The following is a 22,009-nucleotide window of genomic DNA, read 5'->3' on the forward strand; positions in this document are numbered from 1 at the left end:
ATATTTTTCGCAAATGCTTTTTGAGTTTCACAACTGCGACCCAAGAGATGAGGCGCTCTCTAGCAGGCGGCTAAAAGTGCTTGAGAAGATTTTGGAATTTTATACGCCGATACATACGCATTTTAATCATCATGGGAAGGCATTTTATGCACCAAAAACTCTTGATGAAAAATCCAGCCCATATTTTTGGTGTGATATAGTAGAGGTGTCTTATATAAGAAATGATTTGCTTCCAAAAGATGCTGTGCCAAAAACTGGAAGCGGGCTTATGCTGGGGCTAGATTACCCAAACAATCCTCTTTTTCCGGAATTGCCTATTATTTTTGATGATCCATCTTGAGCCTTATTTTGTTTGATTATTTTTGCTTGTATATTTACGCTTTTTGCATTCTGCTTTTTCAGAAATTTTGCCTCTACATTCCACATCTACTGGATATATGTGAAGTTTTGTATTATTGCAAAACTTCACAGAAAATTCACACAACTAAAAAATATTATCGATAATTGTTTGCTAGAATCCGCTTTTGATAGCGCAGGATTTCAAATTAGGATTCTAAATTTGGGACTCCAATTTAAGATTCTAGATTTGATATTCCAAATTGGGATTCCAAAAATTAAGATTCTAGATTTAGGATTCCAAAACGCTATCAAAGGCTATTTGACAGGGCTAACACTAGGCAAACGACGCAACGCCCACAGGGCAAGGAGTCAAAATGAATACCATAAACACGACTTTTATCATGCTTTGCTCGCTTTTGGTGCTGCTGATGACGCCAGCACTCGCGATGTTTTACTCCGGGATGGTGGGGACAAAAAACACGCTAAACACCATTATGAATGGCTTCATCGTCTTTGGCGTCATCACTTTGCAGTGGATTATCATAGGCTTCTCACTGGCGTTTGGCGGGGATATTTCTGGCATCGTCGGCGATTTTTCAAACTTCGCGCTAAAAGGCATCACCGGCTACAACGACAACGGCGTGCCAAATGTGCTTTTTGTCGTGTTTCAGATGATGTTCGCGCTCATCGCCTCTGCTATCATCACAGGTTCTTTGGTGGGGCGCGTGAAGCTTGGCGTGCTGGTGGTGTTTTTGCTTATCTGGAGCACGCTTGTTTATGATGTGCTAGCGCATATGATTTGGAGTGATGATGGGCTTTTGCTAAAGCGCGGGAGCTTGGATTTTGCCGGCGGTGGCGTGGTGCATATAAGCTCTGGCGTGGCAGGGCTTGTGGGCGCACTGCTTGTGGGCGCGCGCAAGACGCCAGTCTCTAGCTCTGGCGCGCATTCTATCCCCTATGCGTTTTTGGGCGCGATTTTGCTATTCATCGGCTGGCTTGGGTTTAATGCAGGAAGTGCCGGCGCAGTCGATGACATCGCGGTAAATGCGTTTATCGTGACGATTATCTCGGCTGCTAGCGGGTTTTTGGTATGGGTGCTGTCTGAATGGATAAAGCACAAAAGACCAACCGTGCTTGGCGGGCTAAGCGGGCTGGTCGCTGGGCTTGTAGGCATCACGCCTGCGTGCGGATTTGTCGGCATTTGGTCTAGCGTGATTATCGGCGCTGTGAGCGCGCTTTTGTGCTATGTGGGGCTGTTTTATATCAAATACAAGCTCAAATGGGACGACTCGCTGGACGCCTTCTCGCTGCATGGCATAGGCGGAATCTGGGGCGGGCTAGCCACAGGGCTTTTTGCTAGCGGCAGTGTCAATCCCGCTGTGGTGGCAGAGGGCGCGCTAGGTGAAGGGCTATTTATCAGTGGTTCGCCACATTTGCTGCTAGAGCAGTGCTTGGCGATTGTGATTTGCATCGCGCTTTCTATGGCGGCTAGTTTTGTGATTTTCAAAGTCATTAGCCTTTTTGTCTCGCTGCGCGTAGAGGAAGAGGCGGAGGCGCAGGGGCTAGATAGCGCGATACATGGTGAAGAGGCGTATAGGCTTTAGCATGCGGCTATTTTGCTTGATTTTTGTGGCTTGCGCGCTGGAGGCGGGGGCGATTTGTGAGTTTAAAATAAAGCAGGCGCGCGAGGGTGTGGCGGCGCTTGAGACCAAGAAAGAAGCGCAGCAAGAATCACAGAAAGAAGTGCAAAAAAAGGCTGCGCTAGATTCTAGCACTTCAGATTCCAGCAAATACGATGAAAGCAAGCTCAATAAAGCGCGCGCCGAGCTTGCCGCGCTAGAATCTAGCTGCGATGATGAGGCGATACTAAAGGATGTGCGCGAAAACATCGCGCTCACCAAATCAAATCTAGATAAGGCAAATGAGAATCTAGCGCGCGCGATGGATTCTAAAGACAGCCACAAAATCTTTCAAGCAAGGCTCGAGCAAAAGCTAGCGCACGCGCAATACATCGCCGCACGCCAAGAGGAGCTAAGGCTAAAAGACTTGCAAAAAAGCGCCGGGAAATAGGCATAACTAAGTTTTTTGGAGATATTATTTGCAATCTTCATTTTGAATATATGAGTTCATTTTATATATGTTTGCCAACTATCAACTATTTAAAATCTGCTAGGCCAAAGCTAGCGGAAGCCTTGGACTAGTGAGCCGATGAGGAGGTTAAACCCATCGACTAGCACAAAGACTAGAATCTTAAAAGGCAGCGATATCATCACCGGCGGCACCATCATCATCCCCATCGCCATCAAAATCGAGCTCACCACCATATCAATCACCAAAAATGGCAAATACAGCAAAAATCCTATCATAAACGCCGTTTTAAGCTCGCTTATCATAAACGCTGGAATCGCAATCGTCAGCGGGACATCATCGGCGTTTTGCGGGTTTGGCAGGCTGCGGATGCGATAGAAAAGCGCCAAATCTTTTTGGCGCGTGTTGTTTAGCATAAATCGCTTAAAAGGCGCGACAGACTTCTCATAGGCTTCTTCATAGCCGATTTTCTCCTCCACATAGGGCTTGATACCCGCTTCCCACGCCTCTTTACCCACAGGCTCCATGATGAAAAATGTAAGCACAAGTGCGAGCGAGACTAGAATCTGCGTAGGTGGCGACTGCTGCGTGCCAAGTGCGGTGCGCAAAAACGAAAACACGATGATAAGGCGCATGAAGCTTGTCATCACCAGCACCAAAGAAGGCGCTAAGATAAGCAGCGTAAGCACCACGACGACATTTAGCGAAGTCACTAGCTGCTGGGGGGTATCGGGCGCGCTTAGAGAGAGATTTACCGTGGGGATGGTGGGCGCGGCAAATGCTTGGGCTAGGCTAGCAAAAAGTAGCAGAAAAATAGCGCGCCAAAGCCAGCGCGCTGGGGTGTGCTGGGGTGTGCTGGGGTGTGCTGGGGTGTTGTCGCGCACTGGGGCATTATCAAGATATTTCGCGCGTTTATTGCGCGCGCCAAGCCAGAATCTATTTTGTGTCCAGAATCTATTTTGTGTGTCATGCCAAAGCCTATTTGGTGTGGCGCGCCAGAATCTATTTTGCGTGCTAGATAAAAACTTATTGCGCGCGCCAAGCCAGAATCCATTCTCCACGCCACGCGCACCACACACGCGCGCCGCGCACATAGCGCCAGCATCGCGCGCATTATCGATATTTCGCGCCTTGCTAATACCACGCTCGCGCGCTCGCAAAAAATCGCCCCTATCGCGATTATCGCCCCTATCGCGCGCGCTAGATTCGCCACTTTTTCGCATCACTTTTGCCAGCATTATTTTTCGCTTAGAATCTGCATAGAGGCGTTTTTATACTCGACATACAGGATTTTGCGGCTGTTTGAAGTGTAGCTTGGCTTGCCATTTTTGAGCGCCCTATAGTCTTGATTGAAGCTTATGCGAAACATCTGCCTATGCTCTTCGTTTGGATAAGGCACCACGCTAATGTCGCTAAAAATTATCGTTTTATCCTCGTTTTTGGCAAAAACTTGTCTTTTGTATTCACTAAATGCGCGATGCTTCATGCCATCTGGGCGCGCAAAATCCGCTGAATAATACGACAAATATGTATCCAAATCATTTTGCACCCAAGCCGCGCGCCACGCATAAAGTTGCGCTAGAATCGTAGCTATCTCATCTTTGGTGGGCTTATGTATGTTTTGCTCATATGTGATTAGCAGCGCCTTTTTGTAATCGACGATTTTGCCAAACTCGCTTAAGACATTATTATCAATAGCGATGCAGCCTTTGGTGTTTAGCTCCTCGCGGTTGCCATCAAGCGGGAGTCCATGTATCCAGATACCATGCCCTGTTTTTTTGAGCGATTTGTCGTAGTTGTTGGGATAGTCTGTGGCGTATGCGAGCGGTCCATAGTATGGCGGAAGCCCAGTAAGCCTGCCAGTGAAGTCATACACGCCAATAGGCGTAGTGAGATCGCCTTCAGTGCGCTTGTGCCCTTTGCCTTTGGCGACGAGGGCGGAGATTTGTTTGGTGAGTGTCAGCGCTCCATTTGGCGCGATTTTATAAAGCGCTAGATTTGGCGCGGCTTTGTCAGAGACGAAAAGATACTCATACCCCTCAAAATACCCAAAATCCGTCTGTCTATCGCCTAGCACGCTAAGCCAAAAATCCTTTTTTTGCAGGTAGCTTTCTAGCAGTTTTTCTACATCTGCTATGTCTTTGGTGCGATAGGTTTGGATGATGTTTGCTGTGTCTTTGTCAAAGCCAAAAAGCATCGCATAGCTTAAGCACATCGCGCACACCAAGCGCCATATTTTCATCGTTTCTCCTTGATTTACTTTGATTTTGCCTCGATTTTGCCTTTTAGATTCTGGCTAGATTCTGGGTTTGAAGCGCTTTTGTATCAAGCGCCTCTTGCATTTTTGTGCTTTTTTCATTTTATTGTGCTTATTGCGCAATATCCGCGTTTATAGCTCGAAATTATAGCCAAAATTTTTGAGATTTTTTTTGTTTTTTACCCACTTGCTATCGACAATCACACTAAGGCACAAAAACACCTGCGTGCCTAGAATCTCTTCGATACTAGCCCTAGCTTGCATGCCTATGCGCTTTAGCGTAGCACCCTCGCTGCCGATGATTATCTTTTTTTGCGAGTTTTTTAGCACATAGATATTCGCACTTATATGCGCGATTTGCTTGGTTATAGAGCGCTGGCGCGCGGATTTTGACGCAAATGTCATTGGTGCAAGTGGCACGCGCTTAAGCTTATAAGCAAAGCCTGTAAGTATCACATCGCTTTCATAGGGTATCTCATCGCTAAGGTTGCTAAAAATGCTTTGGCGAATCATCTCTTTGGCTATCTCGCGCATGGTGTGCGTGGTGATGTCATCCTCATCAAAAAGCGCGCTAGATTCTGGCAGACGCTTGGCGATTTGCTCTAGCAGCTCATTTATATTGCGCGGTTTTTTGGTGCTTATGGGGATGAGTGCGTAGAAATGCTCGCTAAATTTATTATATTTGTCAATTGTGCTTAGAAGCTCTTCATGCGTGGCTGTGTCGATTTTGCTAAGCACTAGGATATGTTTGCGCGGCGCGGTGGATTCTAGTGCGTTTTGATAGAGGGCGAGGAATTTTTCATAGTGGCTCAAATCATCATGCACAGATGCCATAAACACGCACAAATCGCAATCCTTCATCACTTTTAGCGCGACTTCTAGCATAAATTGGTTTAGCAGTTTTTCGCGCTGGTGGATTCCGGGCGTATCGACAAAAATGATTTGCGTGTCTATGCCCTCACGCGTGGTGTGCGGGATGATGAAGTGCATTTTGTTGCGCGTGGCGTTGGCTTTGTGCGAGATGAGCGCTAGATTCTGCCCTGCTAGGTGGTTTAAAAGGCTTGATTTGCCAGCGTTTGGGCGCCCGAGTATGCCTACAAATCCCGCGCGCTGCACGCTGCTGGGTAAAATGGCTGGGTCATTAAAGGCTGGGGTTTGTTTGGCGGTGCTAGAATCTTTAATGGTAGTATCTTGCGCGCGAGAATCTAGTTTTTTAGATTCTAGTTTTTTGGAATCCATTTTTTTGGATTCTGCACGAGAATCTAGCTTGCAAAAATCTTTTTTCTTAGAATCCAGCTTTTTAGATTCTGCTTTTTTAGATTCTAGTTTTTGGGCGTGCTGGTTTTTAGATTCTGCATTGTTTGCGCTTTTTGCGTGCTTTGGGTTTGTTTTAGATTCTGGCTTTTTTGGCATATCGCACTCTAGCTTACAAAATATAGCGCGTGATGTCTGCGTTGCTTACGAGGTTTGAGAGCTTTTCTTCTATGAGTGATTTTTCTATCACTACTTTATTTTTACCACCATTAGAATCCACGCGCGCACCAGAATCCGCTCCGCTGGCAGAATCCACCCCAGAATCCGCGCGCGCATTTTTCACAAATTCTTGCGCATCAAAGCTGATGTCTTCTAGCACGCGCTCTAGTATCGTATGCAGGCGTCTAGCGCCGATGTCTTGGGTTTTTTGGTTTGCCATATAGGCAAAATGTGCCAGCACACGCAGCGCCTCCTCCTCAAACACAAGCTCCACCCCCTCCACGCCTAGCAGATGCTGATACTGCCTGATAAGCGAAGTGCGGGTTTGCGTGAGTATTTTATACATGCTCTCTTCATCAAGGCTATCAAGCTCCACGCGTATGGGGAAGCGCCCTTGCAGCTCTGGGATGAGATCGCTAGGCTTGCTTAGGTGAAACGCGCCCGCCGCGACAAACAAAATATAATCCGTCTTTATCGCGCCATATTTGGTGTTTATGCTGCTGCCCTCGATTATGGGGAGCAAATCGCGCTGCACGCCCTCTTTGCTAGGATCTAGGCGAGAATCCTTAGAACTTGTAGCGATTTTGTCTATCTCATCGATAAACACCACGCCGCTAGATTCTGCGCGCTTGAGCCCTTCTGCGCGGATAGATTCCATATCTAGCACAGCATCTTTTGCTTCTTGTGCGAGTGCGATTTTGGCTTCTTTGACGCTTAGGGATTTTTTGATTTTTTCTTGGTGGTTTAGGACTTTGATGATGGATTCTTGCACTTTTATCATCTCTGGGGGCATGTTATTATCAAAGCTTTCCATTTTTTTGGCGATTTCTAGCTCGATTTGGAGATGATCCATTTCGCCATTTTGCACCTTTTGGCGCATTTTTTCTAGGCTTATTTGATACTCTTTCTTTTTATCCTCGCTCACACTTGAAGGCAGCGGCGGCAGGAGTATCGAGGCGATTTTATCGATGATGTATTTTTGTATGTCTTGTGCGCTTTTTTCTTGATGCTCGCTTTGCACGAGTGCAATGCTAACGCTTACCAAATCGCGTATCATAGATTCTACATCCCTGCCGACAAAGCCCACTTCTGTGTATTTGCTAGCCTCTACTTTGATAAATGGCAGCCCCATGATTTTTGCCATGCGGCGCGCGATTTCTGTTTTCCCCACGCCTGTTGAGCCTATCATGAGGATATTTTTGGGCGTGATTTCTTCTTGGATTTCTTGGGGGAGCTGGATTCTGCGGTAGCGGTTGCGAAGGGCAATGGCAATGGCTCTTTTGGCATCATTTTGCCCGATGATGTATTCATCTAGGAAGGCTACGATTTCGCGCGGTGTCATGCGGGATTTTTGCTCGTGAGATTGGGCTTTGGATTCTCTTGCGCCAGAATCTAATTTGTTATTTTCTTGCGCGTTGTTTGTGCTATTTTGCGTATTTTCTTGCATGTAGATTCTCCTTATTTGGTGAGCTCTAGGATTTTTATATTTGTATTAGTGTATATGCAAAGCTCGCCAGCGATGTTTAGCGAGCGCTCAAGCAGCTCTTTTGGCGCGATTTGGATGCTGTCATCTTGGATGCGATCGAGCGCGCGCGCAGCGCTTAGCGCGTAGTTTCCCCCGCTTCCGATAGCCGCTAGCTTGCCATCCTCTGGCTCTAGCACATCGCCACTCCCGCTTAGGATGAAAATATGCTCCAAATTTAGCACTATCATCATCGCTTCAAGCTTTCGCAAATATTTATCACTGCGCCAAAGCTTCGCAAACTCCAGCACGGAGCGCATCAAATCGCCCTTTTTGCCCTCCAATATCCGCTCAAACATATCAAACAAGCTAAACGCATCCGCTGTGCTGCCGGCAAATCCGCTTAGCACTTGCCCGTTGTTTAGCGTGCGGATTTTGGTGGCATTGCCCTTTAGCACGCAGTTGCCAAAAGTCACTTGCCCATCGCCGCCGATGAGTGCTATGGGCTTGCCTTGATAGGTGGTTTTATACGCTAATATGGTGGTCGCTTCAAACATATTGCCTCTTTTGTGGTGGTTTGCTTGGGTTTTAGAAATGAGATTCTAGCACAAGAGAATCCAAAACGCGCATATTGCTAATATTTATCTCCAAAAATGACTAAACACATATTGTGTTTATAAAAGTAACAGCGCACAGAAAAAATCACAAAAATTTATCAAACACATATTGTGTTTAAACTTTTTTGGCTATACTGCCTCTCGTGCAAAGACACAAAACATCACAAAAAAGGATCAAACATGGCAAACACAAACTACACTCCAAACACATTAGCCCTGCATGCAGGCTATGAATACGACTCGCAAAGAACGCTTAGCGTGCCAATCTACCAAAGCAGCGCGTATAACTTCGAAAGCAGCGATCAAGCCGGCGCGCGATTTGCGCTAGCAGAGCTAGGCAATATCTACTCACGCCTCACAAACCCCACCACTGATGTGCTAGCAAACCGCCTAGCCGCAGTGGAGGGCGGTGCGTTTGGCACGGTGACTTCTAGCGGCTCAAGCGCGCTATTTTATGCCTTTGTCAATCTTGCAGAAAGCGGCGATAATATCGTATATGCCAACAAAATCTATGGCGGCACGCAAACGCTGCTCGTGCATACGCTAAAACGCTTTGGTATCGAGGCTAGGGTGTTTGATGTCGATGATATCGCAAGCCTAGAAAAGGTGATAGATTCTAAGACAAAAGCGATATTTTTTGAAAGCCTTTCAAACCCGCAAATCTCTATCCCAGAAGTCGATGAAATCGTGGCAATCGCCAAAAAGCACAAAATCGTAACGATTTGTGATAACACCGTAGCGACAGCGTTTTTGTTCCGTCCATTTGAGTTTGGCATCGGTGTATCCGTGCATAGCTGCACCAAATACATAAACGGACATGGAAGTGGGCTAGGCGGCGCTATCATCGAGCGCGAGGGGCTAAACGACTTGCTAAAAGGCAATCCGCGCTACCCAGCGTTTAACACGCCAGACCCAAGCTATCATGGGCTAGTCTATGCGAGCCTGCCTTATCCGATATTCTCCATCAGAATCATCACAGAATGGCTAAGAAATATCGGTGCTAGCCTATCGCCACAAAACGCGTGGATCCACCTGCAAGGGCTAGAGACGCTAGAGCTTAGGATCCACAAACACAGCGAAAACGCGCTGCAAGTCGCGCATTTCCTAGAATCTCATCCTGCGGTGAAAAAGGTAGAATACCCAGCACTAGAATCTAGCCCTTATTATGCGCGCTTTAAAAAATATTTCAAAAAGCCATTTTCTAGCGGGCTGCTTAGCTTTGAAGTGGGGAGCTATGATGAGGCAAAAAGCATTTGTGATAGGCTAAAACTCTACTCTATCACTGCAAATATCGGCGACTCCAAATCGCTAGTCATCCACCCAGCCTCCACCACACACTCCCAGCTCTCCGAGCAAGAGCTGCTATCTGCTGGCATATCGCCTGCAAGTATTAGGCTATCTATCGGGCTAGAATCTATCGAGGATCTTATAGCTGACCTTGCAAGCGCGCTAGGTGGGGAGTAGCAGGGCTAAAGCGTCGCTAGATTCTGGGGTTTATGCCAGAATCTAAATTTTCACTAGAATCTATAGCGATAATAGCGCGCCAAAAATATATAAAATATAAATATATTTAAATCGCGCCAAAAATAGTTTAAACAAACTGTGCCCAAAAAATAGCAATAAAAAATAAAAATAGATTCTAGCGCAAAATCGCACAAAAGCTAGAATCTAAAATCAAAAATAACCAAAAAACGATCGGAGCCAATCTACCATGCCAGTGATTATTCCAAAAGACATCCCCGCATTTAATGCGCTAGAAAAAAGTGTTTTTGTCATGGATACCAAGCGCGCGTTTTTGCAAGATATTCGCCCGCTAGAAATTCTGCTAATAAACCTTATGCCAACCAAAATCGAGACAGAAAATCAGATACTATCACTGCTCGCAAACTCGCCGCTGCAAGTCACTATCACGCTGCTTGCCACGCAAAGCTATGTCGGCAAAAACACGCCACAAACGCATTTAGATAGATTCTACAAATATTTTGATCAAATAAAAAATAAACGATTTGATGGCGCTATCGTCACAGGCGCGCCTATCGAGCTTATGAAGTTTGAGGAGGTGCAGTATTGGGATGAGTTGCGCGAGATTATGGATTTTTTGCGCTCGCATGCGACTAGCACGCTGTATCTTTGCTGGGGTGCGATGGCTGGGCTTTATCATTTTCATGGCATCCAAAAAGTGGCTTTAGAGCGCAAGCTTTTTGGGGTGTTTGAGCATAGCATCGTGGGTGATGATGTGCTACTTTCTGGGCTAAATGACATCGTGAAAATGCCACATTCTAGGCATTCTGGCATCGATTTAGGCACCAAAACATCAAAAAGCGAGCTAAAAATCCTACTACAAGGCGCGCAAAGTGGCGCTAGCATGCTAAAAGATAAGCAAGATATTTTCATACTAGGGCACCCAGAATACGCACTCTATACGCTAGATGAGGAATACAAGCGCGACAAGCAAAAGGGGCTTGAAATAAGCGCGCCGCAAAACTACTATAAAGCAGATAGCAAAGGCGCTGGTGCAAATGACAAAGGGGCAAATAGCGAGGGCGCAGATAATAAAGGCGCGAGAGTAAATGGTGCAGGCACAAATGGTGAAGGCGCAAATGGTGGAAGCGCAAATGCTGAAAGCACAAATAGCAAGCCGCTTATGACTTGGCGCTCGGATGCAAGTGTCATTTTTGGCAATTGGCTAAACTTCTCGGTATATCAAGACACACCTTTTGATTTGTCTTGCTAGGCTTATTTTGTGTTTTTTTGCAAAGATTTAAAATTAAAATAAGTTTAATATTTTAATTTTTTTAGCTATGAAATTTTTTGTCTTGAAAAATATTTAATAGACTTGAATCATTCGCAAATCACCCATGAATATCTAGCAAATTATTTTTAAATGCAAAAAGCTCTTCTGGAGTTTTATCACAATATATCTGCACTTCATCTAGCCCAAGCTCTTTGGCGTGGGATTCTAGCAGCTCTTTGACGCGCTCATTCATCACGCAGATCTCCGCGCACACGAGGCTTTTTGGCGCTTTATTATTTAGCGCCTCTTGCACCTCTTTTTTGGTGTATATCTGCCCCTGCACAGGTCCTAGTCGCGGGAAAATCGCATAAAAATCCACTCTTTGTTTTTTTGGCGCGATTTGAAGCAATTTATCCTCGCCATCCTCATTTACCACCAGCGAAAGCACGCCTTGTGCGAGTGAAAGCGCCATCATGGAAAGCTGGCTAAAATCTTCTTTGTGCGCGACATTGCCAAGATTTTGCAGCAAAAATTCTTTCAGCTCATTGCCAAACGCCTTAAAATCTTTTGCCAGCAAATCCAAATCTTTCATCGCAAGCTTTAAGGGCATGCTTTTTAGATTCTCGCTAAAATCGGGCTTGGCGATGAGTTTGTTTAGGACGATTTGCCCTGCGGCGTTTTGCTGCATATTCGCCCAGTATGTCTTGCCTACTTGCAATGCGCGCTGGGATTGCGTCTGTATCGTGGTGTTGCCAAGTTTCAATAGATAGTTATTGCCTTGTGATTTGGCGATGACTTTTAGAAGCACAGGCAGTGAGGCGTTGAAATGCTTGGCTTGCGCGTGTCCTTTGTTGTTTTGGTGATTTAGCGCATTTGTGGCGCTCATCATGCTTTTGGCGCTTTTGTCGATTTGGGAGAGTTTGTTTAGCATGGGTTATCTTATTTATTTTTATTTTTTGATGCTTTTTTGGTGTGATTTATATTTTTTATATTTTTATTATTTTTTGGCGCAAAATCTTGTGCTTTTGTATTTTTGGATTCTGCGCTAGGCTTTTTGGATTCTGCTTTTTCTAGAATCTGTTTTTTGGGGCTTTCATTATCCCATTCTACTAAATGCGATTTGACAAAATCCGCTATTTCATAGCTAAGCGTTAGCTTGTCTTTTTGCGCGAGTTTTACTATGTGGCGCGCATCTTTCAAGCTTTTTTCATCAAGTAGCAAAAAGCTATTTTTCGCGCTGCCAAAGGGATTTGCGTTAGAATCTAAATCCACAGCTTTAGATTCTAAGCTTTTAGATTCTGCGATTTTTGGCTTTTGATGCGCTTGATTTTGCGCGCGAGGTGTTGTGTAGGGTATCGTGTTTAGGCATACTGCTTTGCAGCCTTTGCCGCCATTATTGACATCAAGCAGCATTTTTTGCGCGTTTATTATCGCTTCTTTGGTGTCATCCTCGGCTTTGAAGCCTATTTTGACAAACACGCTAGAATCTAAACTCGATAAAATATCATCATTTATTTTTAGCTGCAGCGTGAGATTTGGCGCGCTAGATTCTGGTATTTTTTTAGATTCTGGCGCGATTTTAGATTCTGCTTTGCCAAAATTTAATCCAGCCTTAGAATCTAACTCGCCTCTAGAATCTAGCGACGCCTTTTTGATTTTATGCGCCTGCGGGTTTAGCGGGGCGAAATCCACGAGTGCCGCCGCCATAAAAAGGATGATTTTTTGGCTAGATTTTGGCGCGCGAGAATCCAAATTTTTAGAATCCGCATTTTCAGAATCCGCTTTTCCTAGATTCCCTCCATTTTTCAGATTCTCCACTTTTTCTAGATATCTCATATTTTCTAGATTCTCGCGATATTTTTGTGCGATAGATTCTAGCGCGTTTTTATACTCGGCGTTGGTTTGGACGCGGATTTGTCGCACTGCGCTTGGCAGCTTTAGCGGGAAGGCGCTAGAGATGAGCGTCACGCGCGCGCCCAGCGTATAAAGCGCGATGGCAAGGCAGCTCGCCTGCAAGCCGCTAGAGTGGTTGGTGATGGCGCGCACGCTGTCGATGCGCTCACTCGCCCCGCCGCCTGTGATGCAGACCTCTCTACCGCGCCACGCGCTATCGAGGCACGCGACTTTGGCGATTTGATAAAGTATCTCTTGTGCGTCTGCGAGCGCGCCAAGCCCGCGCGTATCGCATGCCAAAAGCGTGCTTCTGGGTGCGATGATGCGCGCGCCAAAGCTTGCTAGCGTGGCTAGATTTTGGCGCGTTTGTGGGGCTAGGAGCATTTGCGTATTCATCGCGGGGGCTATCAGCAGCGGCGCACGCGTGGCTAGGAGCGCTTGAAGCACCAGCGTATCGGCGATGCCAGCGGCTAGCTTGGCGATGGTGTTGGCACTTGCTGGGCAGAGGATGCAGATGTCCGCCCATTGCGCGTAGGCTATGTGGTTGCAAGCGCGCGGGGCACTGGATTTAATGCCAGAATCTAAATTGTCGCTAAAATCCAAAGAAGCAGTGCCAAAATCTAAAGGGCTGGCAAAATCCGCGCTTGTGGATTTTGCATTTTTTGCGCCCCTAGATTCTGCAAATATGGATTCTGCCCCCCCAGACTCCGCGCTTTTAGAATCCACTTGCCAATGCGCCCAATCTTCAGAATCCCGATGCAGCACCTTGCAATGCGTGAGTGCCTCAAAGCTAAGCGGGGCGATAAACTTTTTTGCCTCCTCGCTCATCACCACCGCCACGCGCGCGCCGAGCTTTTTTAGCGCGCTGGCAAGCTCTAGCGCTTTGTAAGCGGCGATAGAAGCGCTAACACAAAGCAAAATATTTTTGTCGATTTTTAGTCGCGCCAAAATTTCAGAATCCACAGAATCCACAGAATCCACAGAATCCACAGAATCCACAGAATCCACAGAATCCACAGAATCCACAGAATCCACAGAATCCACAGAATCCACAGATTCCACAGATTCCACAGATTCCACAGATTCCACAGATTCCACAGATTCCACAGATTCCACAGAATTTGGGGCGGATTCTATATTTATCGCTTGATTTATTTTCTTATGCATTTGCTAGCCTTTGGCAGATGATTGTGGCGAATTTTAGCATTCTTTAGCATAGTTTTGAGTATGATTCTAGACAAAAAGTATCAAAGGTCGCCAATGCCCCGTTCCTACACATACGCGCAAAAAGTGCGTAAAATCCTGCGTATCGCCCTGCCTTCTGGCGCAAACTCGCTGCTAGATACGCTGGTGCTGGCGCTTGGGATATTTTTTGTCGGGCGATTTGGCGAGGAGTATATCGCAGCACTTTCTGTTGGCATGCAGTTTGTGATGATGTTTTTTGCGATAAATGCGGTGTTTTACATCGGGACAAACGCGCAAATCTCGCGCCTTTATGGCGAGCGCAACAGCGAACGCGCGGGTAGGGTGTTTTCTACGCTTATGCTGCTTTGTCTGGCGTGTGGCGCGCCGATATTGGCGCTTGCGTGGTTTGGGCTAGAGCCATTTATCGCTTGGATTGGCATCAGCGAGCACACCGGCGCGCTATCAAAGGCGTTTTTGATGATTAGCATTTTTTCGCTGCCCGCGGTTTTGCTAAAAAACATCATCGTATCCGCGTTTTCTGCGATAGGCGACACGCTTAGCATTTTCCTCGTGCGTATCGCTACGACAGCGTTTTGCGTGGTGATAAACTACGCACTCATCATCGCCGCACAGCTTGATATCATCGGCGCTGCGTAGGCAGGGCTTATCACTAGCTATGTGGAGCTTTTTATCTTTTGTCTGCTGGCGTGGCGGCGCGGGCGGTTTTTTGCCTTTAGCTTTGGTATCACTTGGAGATATTTCTACATCGCGCTAAAAATCGGCATCCCCTCTGGTATCGAGCGACTTCTCACGCTCGGCTCGCTCGTGCTTACGACAAAAATCATCGCAAACTTTGGCGATGTCGCTGTCACTGGCGCGCAGATTGGCTCACGCATAGAGGCGTTTGCGTTTATGCCGGGCTTTGGCTTCATGGTGGCAGCGATGGCGCTCACAGGGCAGAATCTGGGTGCTAAACGCATCGATGTAGCGATGGATCTAAACAAAACGATTTTGCAGATTTCTAGCATTGTCATGGGAATTTTGGGCGTGCTTATGGCGGTGTTTGCAGCGCCTTTGAGTAGGATTTTCAACGCCAATGATGCGGTGGTGGCGGTGTCTATTATGTATCTTTTGGCGGTTGGATTCTCGCAGATCCCGCTTATTTGGGCGTTTGTGCTAGATGGCGTGCTGCGCGCTTCGGGGATTACAAACCTTAGCTTGGCGATAAATGCGCTTAGTATTTGGTGCTTTCGCATACTGCCGATATGGGTGGGCGTGAGCGTGGCTGGGCTTGGCATTTGGTGGGTGTTTGTGGTGATTTTTGTGGAGACTTATATAAGGGCGGCGATTTTCTATGCGTTTTATCGTGCCGGTATGTGGAAAAAGCCAAATAATAAGTTTGCGTGAGATTTTGGCGCTCATTTCTTTAAAGGAGCGATTTTTTGCTTTATTGCTTTGTTCTTTGCAATAGAAAAAAGAAAAACACAATGAGAAGAATAGATTCTGGAATTGCGCTTAAGCAACACTGCAAATTTTAGATTCTAGATTTGCGGTTTTGAAATCCAGAATCCTAAAAACCAAAAATCGCTGATTTTAATCTTAGCAGGCCTAATCCCGCCTTTTAATATTTGCCCTTATTAATTGACCTTTGAATATCTCGCATCTTATTTTTCCACCCTTTATTTTTCTGCTTTTGAATATCCCGTCTTTTATCCCCACGCCTTTTTTGTGTAGATTTTATACGCTTTATTTTTCATGGTGTGTTTTGCTGTGTAGAATTCTATGCATTAGGCTATTTGCGGCGCTGGTATCGGGGCGAAAATGCAGTAATAATGTGTGAAATATGCACAATTTGGTAAAAGTATTTTTGTATTTTTGGTGCATTAAGGATAATTGCCCTACACTAGATAATCGATCTTTGGATTTGGGATAGGGCAGGAGCTATTCCCGACCAAACGATATAGAGCGCAGATAGCGCGATTTGACAAGTATTAAGGAGAGAGAATGAATGTTTTGGTGGTAAATTGCGGTAGCTCATCGCTTAAGTTTCAGCTCATAGAGACGGATACGCAAAATGTGCTCGCATCTGGGATGTGCGATAGGATAGGGATTGATGGTAGCGAGATAAGCTACAAAAACGCCAAAGGCGAGAAAACCAAAAAGCAGCTGCCTATCGATACGCATGCGCGCGGCATCGAGCTGGTGCTAGAGCATCTCACAGATAAAGAAAATGGCGCGGTGTCATCGCTATCAGAGATAAATGCTGTGGGGCATCGCATCGTGCATGGCGGGGAGTATTTCAAAGAATCAGTGCTAATAGATGAGAAAGTGATACGAGATATCGATGACTGCTCGGCTCTAGCGCCACTGCATAATCCAGCGCATCTTATGGGTATCCGCGCATGCTTGGAGCTTATGCCAGATACGCCGATGGTGGCGGTGTTTGACACAGCGTTTCACCAAAGCATGCCGCCAAAGGCATATATGTATGGCGTGCCTTATGAGTGGTATGAGAAGCACAAGGTGCGAAGATATGGATTCCATGGCACAAGCCACAAATATGTCTCAAAGCGCACGGCGGAGTTTTTGGGGCTTGATTATGAGAAGTCAAAAATCATCGTTTGCCACCTTGGCAATGGCTCTTCAATCTGTGCGGTAAAAAATGGCAAATGCGTAGATACCAGCATGGGGCTTACACCGCTAGAAGGGCTTATCATGGGGACTAGGAGCGGGGATTTGGACCCGGCGATTTTGGATTATATCGCTGATAGAGAGGGGCTAAACACCAAAGCTATCGTAAATATCCTAAACAAAAAATCCGGCGTGCTAGGCATCTCTGGGCTTTCAAGCGATTTTCGCGACTTGCTAGATGCGGATATGAAAGGACATGAGCGCGCCAAGCTCGCGCGCGCGGCGTTTGCGTATCGCGTGCTAAAATACATCGGCTCGTATTGCGCGGTGCTAATCGGCGTGGATGCGATAAGCTTTTGTGCTGGTGTGGGTGAGAATGCGAAGTTTATACGAGGGATGATTGTCGAGCATCTGGAGTTTCTGGGCGTGGAGCTTGATGTGGAGGCGAATAATGTGTGTGGCGAGGAGGCTATCATCTCCACACCAGATTCTAAGGTGAAAGTGTGCGTGATACCGACAAATGAGGAGCTGGTGATAGCGCAAGATACAGCGGCTATCGTGGCGAAGCTGTGAGTTTGCGAGAGGTTTTTATTTGGCGTGGCGTGGCTTTTTGGCTTTGTGCGCTTTTTATCTTTCTTGTGTGTGGGGCGCTTAAAAGGCGCAAAAGATTTAAGGAGGATTTTTGGGTAGCGATAATGAAAAAATGAGTAAAAAAATACATGAGATAAAGCCGCTAAATTTGGGGCTTTTTGACCCAAAATCCGCGCTGCTTGTGGTGATAGACATACAAGAAAAGCTGCTGCCTGCGATGAGTGAAGGCGAGCGCGTGCTAAAAAATGCCAACAAGCTAATCGCTGGTGCGAGCGCGCTTGAGATACCCATACTCATCACCGAGCAATACCCAAAGGGGCTTGGCAAAACGGATTCTCGCGTGGATTTTGTGGCTTGCGAGACGCTTGGCGGAAGTAGCACAGCTGGCGTGCATGCAGATTCTACAGAATCTAGCTTGACGATAGATTCTAGTTTGACAGCAGAATCTGCCCAGAATCCACCGCGCGCAAAAGTGCTAGAAAAAATCTCATTTAGCATTTTTGGCGATGAGATTATCGCGCGAGAGATCGCCACAAGCGGCGCACGCACGCTGATAATATGCGGCATCGAAAGCCATGTATGCGTGCTCCAAAGCGTGCAGCATGCGCTTGGCTTTGGACTAGATGTGTGGGTGGCAAACGATGCGCTAAGCTCACGCGACATAGCAAACCACCAAAACGCACTAACACTCATGGCGCAACTCGGCGCAAAAGTCTCCAGCACAGAATCCTTGCTTTTTGGCGCGCTCCACACCGCCAAAGACAAGCCTTTCAAAGCCATCAGCGCGCTAGTGAAATAATATTTACCATTCTTGTCGTGAGATTTTAACTTGCATTTTTGTTTGTTTTATGTATTTTTGATATTTTTGCCTTTTTATCTGCGCGCTTGATATCTTTTGTGTCCTGTCATCTTTTCTAGGGCTTTTAGATTCTGCTTGGTTTCGTTTGTCATTCGCCTAGATTCCATCTTTATTTTTAATCAATAATTTTTATTATTTAGAAAATATTATCTTTTATTGTGCTAGAATCTTGCATTCCACAACTTCAAGGAGAAAAGATGAGACGACTTACAAACGACTTCGGCAATATCGTTGCTGACAACCAAAACTCACTTAGTGCTGGCGCGAAGGGGCCGCTTTTGTTGCAGGATTATATCTTGCTTGAAAAGTTGGCACATCAAAATCGCGAGCGCATCCCAGAGCGCACCGTGCATGCCAAAGGAAGCGCGGCGTATGGCGAGCTTGTCATCACAGAAGACATCTCAAAATACACCAAAGCAAAAGTGCTTCAAAAAGGCGCAAAAACTCCGCTTATACTGCGCTTTTCAACCGTGGCTGGCGAAGCGGGCGCGGCTGATGCAGAGCGAGATGTGCGAGGATTTGCTATCAAATTCTACACAAAAGAGGGCAATTGGGATTTGGTAGGCAACAACACGCCGACATTTTTCATACGCGACCCATACAAATTCCCAGATTTTATCCACACACAAAAGCGCGATCCGCGCACGCACCTAAGGAGCGCGAATGCGGCTTGGGATTTCTGGAGCTTGAGCCCTGAAAGCTTGCATCAAGTCACGATTCTTATGAGTGATAGAGGGATCCCTGCGAGCTATCGCCATATGCACGGCTTTGGAAGCCATACTTACAGCCTTATCAATGATAAGGGCGAGCGCTTTTGGGTGAAGTTTCACTTCAAAACCAAACAAGGGATAAAAAACCTCACAAACGCCGAGGCAGAGGCAATCATTGCCAAAGATAGAGAAAGTCATCAGCGCGATTTGGTGGAGAGCATAGAAAAGGGCGATTTTCCAAAATGGAGCTTCAAAATCCAAGTTTTGAGCGAAAAAGACGCTGACAAACTAGGATTTAATCCATTTGACCTTACTAAAGTATGGTCGCACAAAGTCGTGCCGCTTATCGATGTGGGCGAAATGGTGCTAAATCGCAATGTGGAAAATTATTTCAACGAAGTCGAGCAAGCAGCATTCAGCCCTAGCAATGTCGTGCCCGGAATCGGCTTTAGCCCAGATAAAATGCTGCAAGGCAGAATCTTTAGCTACCCAGACGCGCAACGCTACCGCATAGGCACAAACTATCATCTATTGCCGGTAAATGCCGCAAAAAGCGAGGTAAATACCTATAATGTCGCGGGTGCGATGAATAGCGATAGCTACAAAAACAAAGCGGCGTATTATGAGCCAAACAGCTATGATGACAGCCCAAAAGAGGATAGAAACTATCTTGAGCCAGATTTGGCGATTGAGGGCGCAGCGCAGCGATACGCGCCGCTTGATGAGGATTTTTACACGCAGCCAAGAGCGCTTTTTGACCTCATGAATGCCGAGCAAAAAAGCCAGCTTTTTGCCAATATCGCAGCTTCTATGCAAGGCGTGGAGGAGTATATCATAAAACGCGCACTAGGGCATTTTGAAAAAATAAGCCCAGAATACGTAGCTGGCGTGAAAAAGGCACTTGCTTAAATTTTGGCGCAAAGTCTTTGGGCTTTGCGCGTTTATAGGCTCAAAACTGCTAGCTTGATGCCACGCTTTTTTGGGCTGGCTGGTAGTTTTGATTTTATATTTTAAAGATTTTAAGGGAGTTGCGATGGAGAAAGTGAGTCAAAAAAATGCAGGTCAAAACAATGTGGGTCAAATTTTAGTCCCAAATTTGACAGAAGAAATTTTAACAAAAGACGAAGAAAAACGCTATGAAGAGCTTTGTGCGATGGCGTTTGATTTTGCTAGAAATGATGCATGCGAGAATCTAGAAATCATGCTAAATGCTGGCTTGAGCGAGAATCTAAAAAACCATAAAGGCGATAGTCTTTTGATGCTGGCAAGCTATCATAATTCTTTGCCAACGGCACAAATGCTGCTAAAGCGCGGTGCGCGCGTGGATGAGAAAAATGATCGCGGGCAGACGCCGCTGGCTGGCGTGTGCTTCAAGGGGTATTTTGAGATGGCTAAGCTTTTGGTAGAATCTGGCGCGAATATCCGCGAGAACAATGGCTTAGGCATGACGCCTTTTGCTTATGCGCTGATGTTTGGGCGCAAGGATATAGCGAAGTTTTTCTTGGAATATGAGGGCGCGGCGGGTGAAAGGGGCGCGAAAAGCGGAGCGGATTCTGTGAGTTTAGATTCTGCGAGATTAGATTCTGTGGGCTTTGATTCTGTGGCGCGGGATGCTGCAAAACTAGATTCTAGCGATTTAGATTCTGCAAGCGCGACAAACGCCAACGCCGCGAGAATCGCAAAAGCCACGAGCGTCAAATCCGCGCTAAAAAACAAGCTATCTATCTTTATCGCCGCGTGTTTTTCAGCACTCTTCGCGCCTTTTAGGATGCGCGCAAACCAGAATCCAAACAAATAAGATATAATGCGCCTTTATCTCATCATAAAGGCGGTAAATGCCAGCGAGTCAATCCTCACAAGCGCCACAGACATCACAAACATTGCAAAATCTAAAAACCCTCTGCAAAAAACCACCATCCAAATCCGCGCTTAAAAGCCTGCTAGATTCTAACTACCTAGCGCACAATCATGAGAGCGCGGTTAGTGAATCAAACCCAGACCCGCTGCTTATGGTGTATCGCTATCGTGAGCATAAAAACATCGCGCATATTGCGCTTATCTGCGCGCTATTTTCGTATGGCAATGTGCGCGCGATTTTGAAGTTTTTGGGCGCGCTTGATTTTGATTTGCTGGATTCTAGCGAGGCGATTTTGCGCTATGATTTTCCTTATTATCGCTTCCAAAATGCTTTTGATGTGAAGCTACTTTTTTTGACTTTGTGCGAGATAAAGCTGCGCGGCGGACTAGAATCTATAATGTTTGGCGAGCTAGATTCTAGCGGACAAAATGCAAGTGCAAATGCGCGGGCAAACTCGAACACCAAACAAAACCACCGCGCCACACTAGAATCTGTGAGAAGTGCTATAAACCACATAAAACGCGTGGCTAGCGGGATTTTGCGCGGCGAAGTCATGGGCGATATGCGCGCGCATTTTCCAGCAAGCTACATCACAGAGCATGCCAAAAGTGGCGATTTCACGCGAGGATTCTCGTTTTTGGTGGGGGATGGCGCGGTGGATTCTAGTGCGCCGCTCAAACGCTGGAATATGTTTTTGCGCTGGATGGTGCGTAAAGATAATGTCGATCTTGGGCTGTGGCAGGGGCATATGAAGCCCTCTTGTCTGCTACTGCCGCTTGATACGCATACGCTGCGTGTCTCGCGCGCTTTGGGGCTACTGAAGCGCAAGAGCTATGATATAAAAGCAGTGATAGAAGTAAGCGAAGCGCTAGCGAAATTTTGCCCGCAAGACCCCATAAAATATGACTTCGCGCTCTATCGCATCGGACAAAGCGGCGGATTATAAGCATTGCGCTATGTGGAATCTAGATTTGCAACTTGCATTATCCATAATTATTTTATTTGACTATAATGTCGCAAATGACAAAAGGAGCGGATATGCCAGAATCTAGCCGCAATGCAAAAACTAGTAGCGATGCAAAATCCAGCCAAAGCAAAAAATCAAACAAAAGCGCAGAATCTACTCGCGATTTGGATTCTAGCCGAAATGCGGGTTTTAGCCAGAATCCAGATTCTAGCCAAAAAATAGATTCTAGCAAACGCGCAGAATCCAGCCAGCAAGCGCAAAACAAAGCCCGCGCGCGCAACGCACAAAAGGGCAAAGGCGGGCTAAAGCGCGTGTATAACGCCTCGATATACTCGCGCGATGGCT

General features: G+C 46.4%; 18 protein-coding genes and 3 pseudogenes. 13 read left to right on the top strand and 8 right to left on the bottom strand.

The annotated features are described in order from the left end of the window. From BKN38_RS11200 to BKN38_RS08235, 3 genes and pseudogenes are all read left to right on the top strand, one after another. A pseudogene (locus tag BKN38_RS11200) lies at positions 1-340 on the top strand (hypothetical protein); the annotation flags it as partial. Between the two features lie 373 nt (positions 341-713). Continuing rightward, a complete protein-coding gene (locus BKN38_RS08230) occupies positions 714-1,943 on the top strand; it encodes an ammonium transporter (protein ID WP_066457894.1) in 1,230 nt (409 codons plus the stop codon). Position 1,944: 1 nt separating this feature from the next. Then, positions 1,945-2,409, top strand: a complete 465-nt coding sequence (locus BKN38_RS08235) for a hypothetical protein (protein WP_066457896.1) — start codon at positions 1,945-1,947, stop codon at positions 2,407-2,409. Positions 2,410-2,519: 110 nt separating this feature from the next. On the opposite strand, the gene fliP is transcribed toward BKN38_RS08235, so the two are convergent. The 5 genes from fliP to hslV form a co-directional block, all read right to left on the bottom strand. Beyond that, complete coding sequence (gene fliP / locus BKN38_RS08240) at positions 2,520-3,242, bottom strand: flagellar type III secretion system pore protein FliP (protein WP_066457905.1); 723 nt, start codon at positions 3,240-3,242, stop codon at positions 2,520-2,522. A 422-nt stretch (positions 3,243-3,664) separates the two neighbouring features. Next, positions 3,665-4,669: a L,D-transpeptidase family protein gene (locus tag BKN38_RS08245; RefSeq protein ID WP_066457898.1), complete on the bottom strand. Its 1,005-nt coding sequence runs from the start codon at positions 4,667-4,669 to the stop codon at positions 3,665-3,667. Between the two features lie 147 nt (positions 4,670-4,816). Beyond that, complete coding sequence (gene era, locus BKN38_RS08250; RefSeq protein ID WP_066457908.1) at positions 4,817-5,800, bottom strand: GTPase Era; 984 nt, start codon at positions 5,798-5,800, stop codon at positions 4,817-4,819. 310 nt (positions 5,801-6,110) lie between these two features. Next, complete coding sequence (gene hslU, locus BKN38_RS08255; protein WP_066457911.1) at positions 6,111-7,499, bottom strand: HslU--HslV peptidase ATPase subunit; 1,389 nt, start codon at positions 7,497-7,499, stop codon at positions 6,111-6,113. A 116-nt stretch (positions 7,500-7,615) separates the two neighbouring features. Further along, positions 7,616-8,176, bottom strand: coding sequence for an ATP-dependent protease subunit HslV (hslV, locus tag BKN38_RS08260; RefSeq protein WP_066457900.1), 561 nt, complete (start codon positions 8,174-8,176; stop codon positions 7,616-7,618). Between the two features lie 240 nt (positions 8,177-8,416). Here hslV and BKN38_RS08265 point away from each other — a divergent pair, with 240 nt between their 5' ends. Both BKN38_RS08265 and metA read left to right on the top strand, forming a co-directional pair. After that, a complete protein-coding gene (locus BKN38_RS08265) occupies positions 8,417-9,700 on the top strand; it encodes an O-acetylhomoserine aminocarboxypropyltransferase/cysteine synthase family protein (protein WP_066457902.1) in 1,284 nt (427 codons plus the stop codon). 247 nt (positions 9,701-9,947) lie between these two features. Beyond that, entirely contained in the window at positions 9,948-10,970 is a 1,023-nt protein-coding gene (gene metA, locus BKN38_RS08270) for a homoserine O-succinyltransferase (protein WP_066453492.1), read from the top strand. A gap of 118 nt (positions 10,971-11,088) precedes the next feature. Here the strand turns inward: metA and BKN38_RS08275 are convergent, their stop codons facing one another. The 3 genes and pseudogenes from BKN38_RS08275 to BKN38_RS12045 all read right to left on the bottom strand — a co-directional run. Next, entirely contained in the window at positions 11,089-11,901 is an 813-nt protein-coding gene (locus BKN38_RS08275) for a hypothetical protein (protein ID WP_082942414.1), read from the bottom strand. An 8-nt stretch (positions 11,902-11,909) separates the two neighbouring features. After that, on the bottom strand, positions 11,910-13,163 hold the full coding sequence (locus BKN38_RS12310; protein WP_371113559.1) for a phosphopantothenoylcysteine decarboxylase: 1,254 nt from the start codon (positions 13,161-13,163) through the stop codon (positions 11,910-11,912). Then, positions 13,137-13,835, bottom strand: a pseudogene (locus BKN38_RS12045) (flavoprotein); the annotation flags it as partial. The gene BKN38_RS12310 and the pseudogene BKN38_RS12045, both read right to left, overlap by 27 nt. Positions 13,836-14,123: 288 nt before the next feature. Here BKN38_RS12045 and BKN38_RS10400 point away from each other — a divergent pair. The 8 genes and pseudogenes from BKN38_RS10400 to BKN38_RS08315 all read left to right on the top strand — a co-directional run. Next, positions 14,124-14,705: an MATE family efflux transporter gene (locus BKN38_RS10400; protein WP_158655947.1), complete on the top strand. Its 582-nt coding sequence runs from the start codon at positions 14,124-14,126 to the stop codon at positions 14,703-14,705. A 21-nt stretch (positions 14,706-14,726) separates the two neighbouring features. Continuing rightward, positions 14,727-15,455: an MATE family efflux transporter gene (locus BKN38_RS10405; protein WP_158655946.1), complete on the top strand. Its 729-nt coding sequence runs from the start codon at positions 14,727-14,729 to the stop codon at positions 15,453-15,455. Positions 15,456-16,052: 597 nt separating this feature from the next. Continuing rightward, positions 16,053-17,252, top strand: coding sequence for an acetate/propionate family kinase (locus BKN38_RS08290; protein WP_066458245.1), 1,200 nt, complete (start codon positions 16,053-16,055; stop codon positions 17,250-17,252). Positions 17,253-17,361: 109 nt separating this feature from the next. After that, entirely contained in the window at positions 17,362-18,069 is a 708-nt protein-coding gene (locus BKN38_RS08295; protein ID WP_066458243.1) for an isochorismatase family protein, read from the top strand. A gap of 257 nt (positions 18,070-18,326) precedes the next feature. Continuing rightward, complete coding sequence (locus BKN38_RS08300) at positions 18,327-19,748, top strand: catalase (protein ID WP_066458241.1); 1,422 nt, start codon at positions 18,327-18,329, stop codon at positions 19,746-19,748. 244 nt (positions 19,749-19,992) lie between these two features. Continuing rightward, positions 19,993-20,346: pseudogene (locus tag BKN38_RS12050) on the top strand (ankyrin repeat domain-containing protein); the annotation flags it as partial. 328 nt (positions 20,347-20,674) lie between these two features. Continuing rightward, positions 20,675-21,643 carry a TIGR02757 family protein gene (locus BKN38_RS08310; RefSeq protein ID WP_066458240.1) on the top strand — a complete coding sequence of 323 codons (969 nt, stop codon included), beginning with the start codon at positions 20,675-20,677 and terminating at the stop codon, positions 21,641-21,643. Between the two features lie 92 nt (positions 21,644-21,735). Further along, on the top strand, positions 21,736-22,009 hold a 274-nt coding region (locus tag BKN38_RS08315), incomplete at its 3' end, for a hypothetical protein (protein WP_143000261.1).

Source organism: Helicobacter sp. CLO-3 (assembly GCF_001854545.1).
Lineage (GTDB): Bacteria > Campylobacterota > Campylobacteria > Campylobacterales > Helicobacteraceae > Helicobacter_B.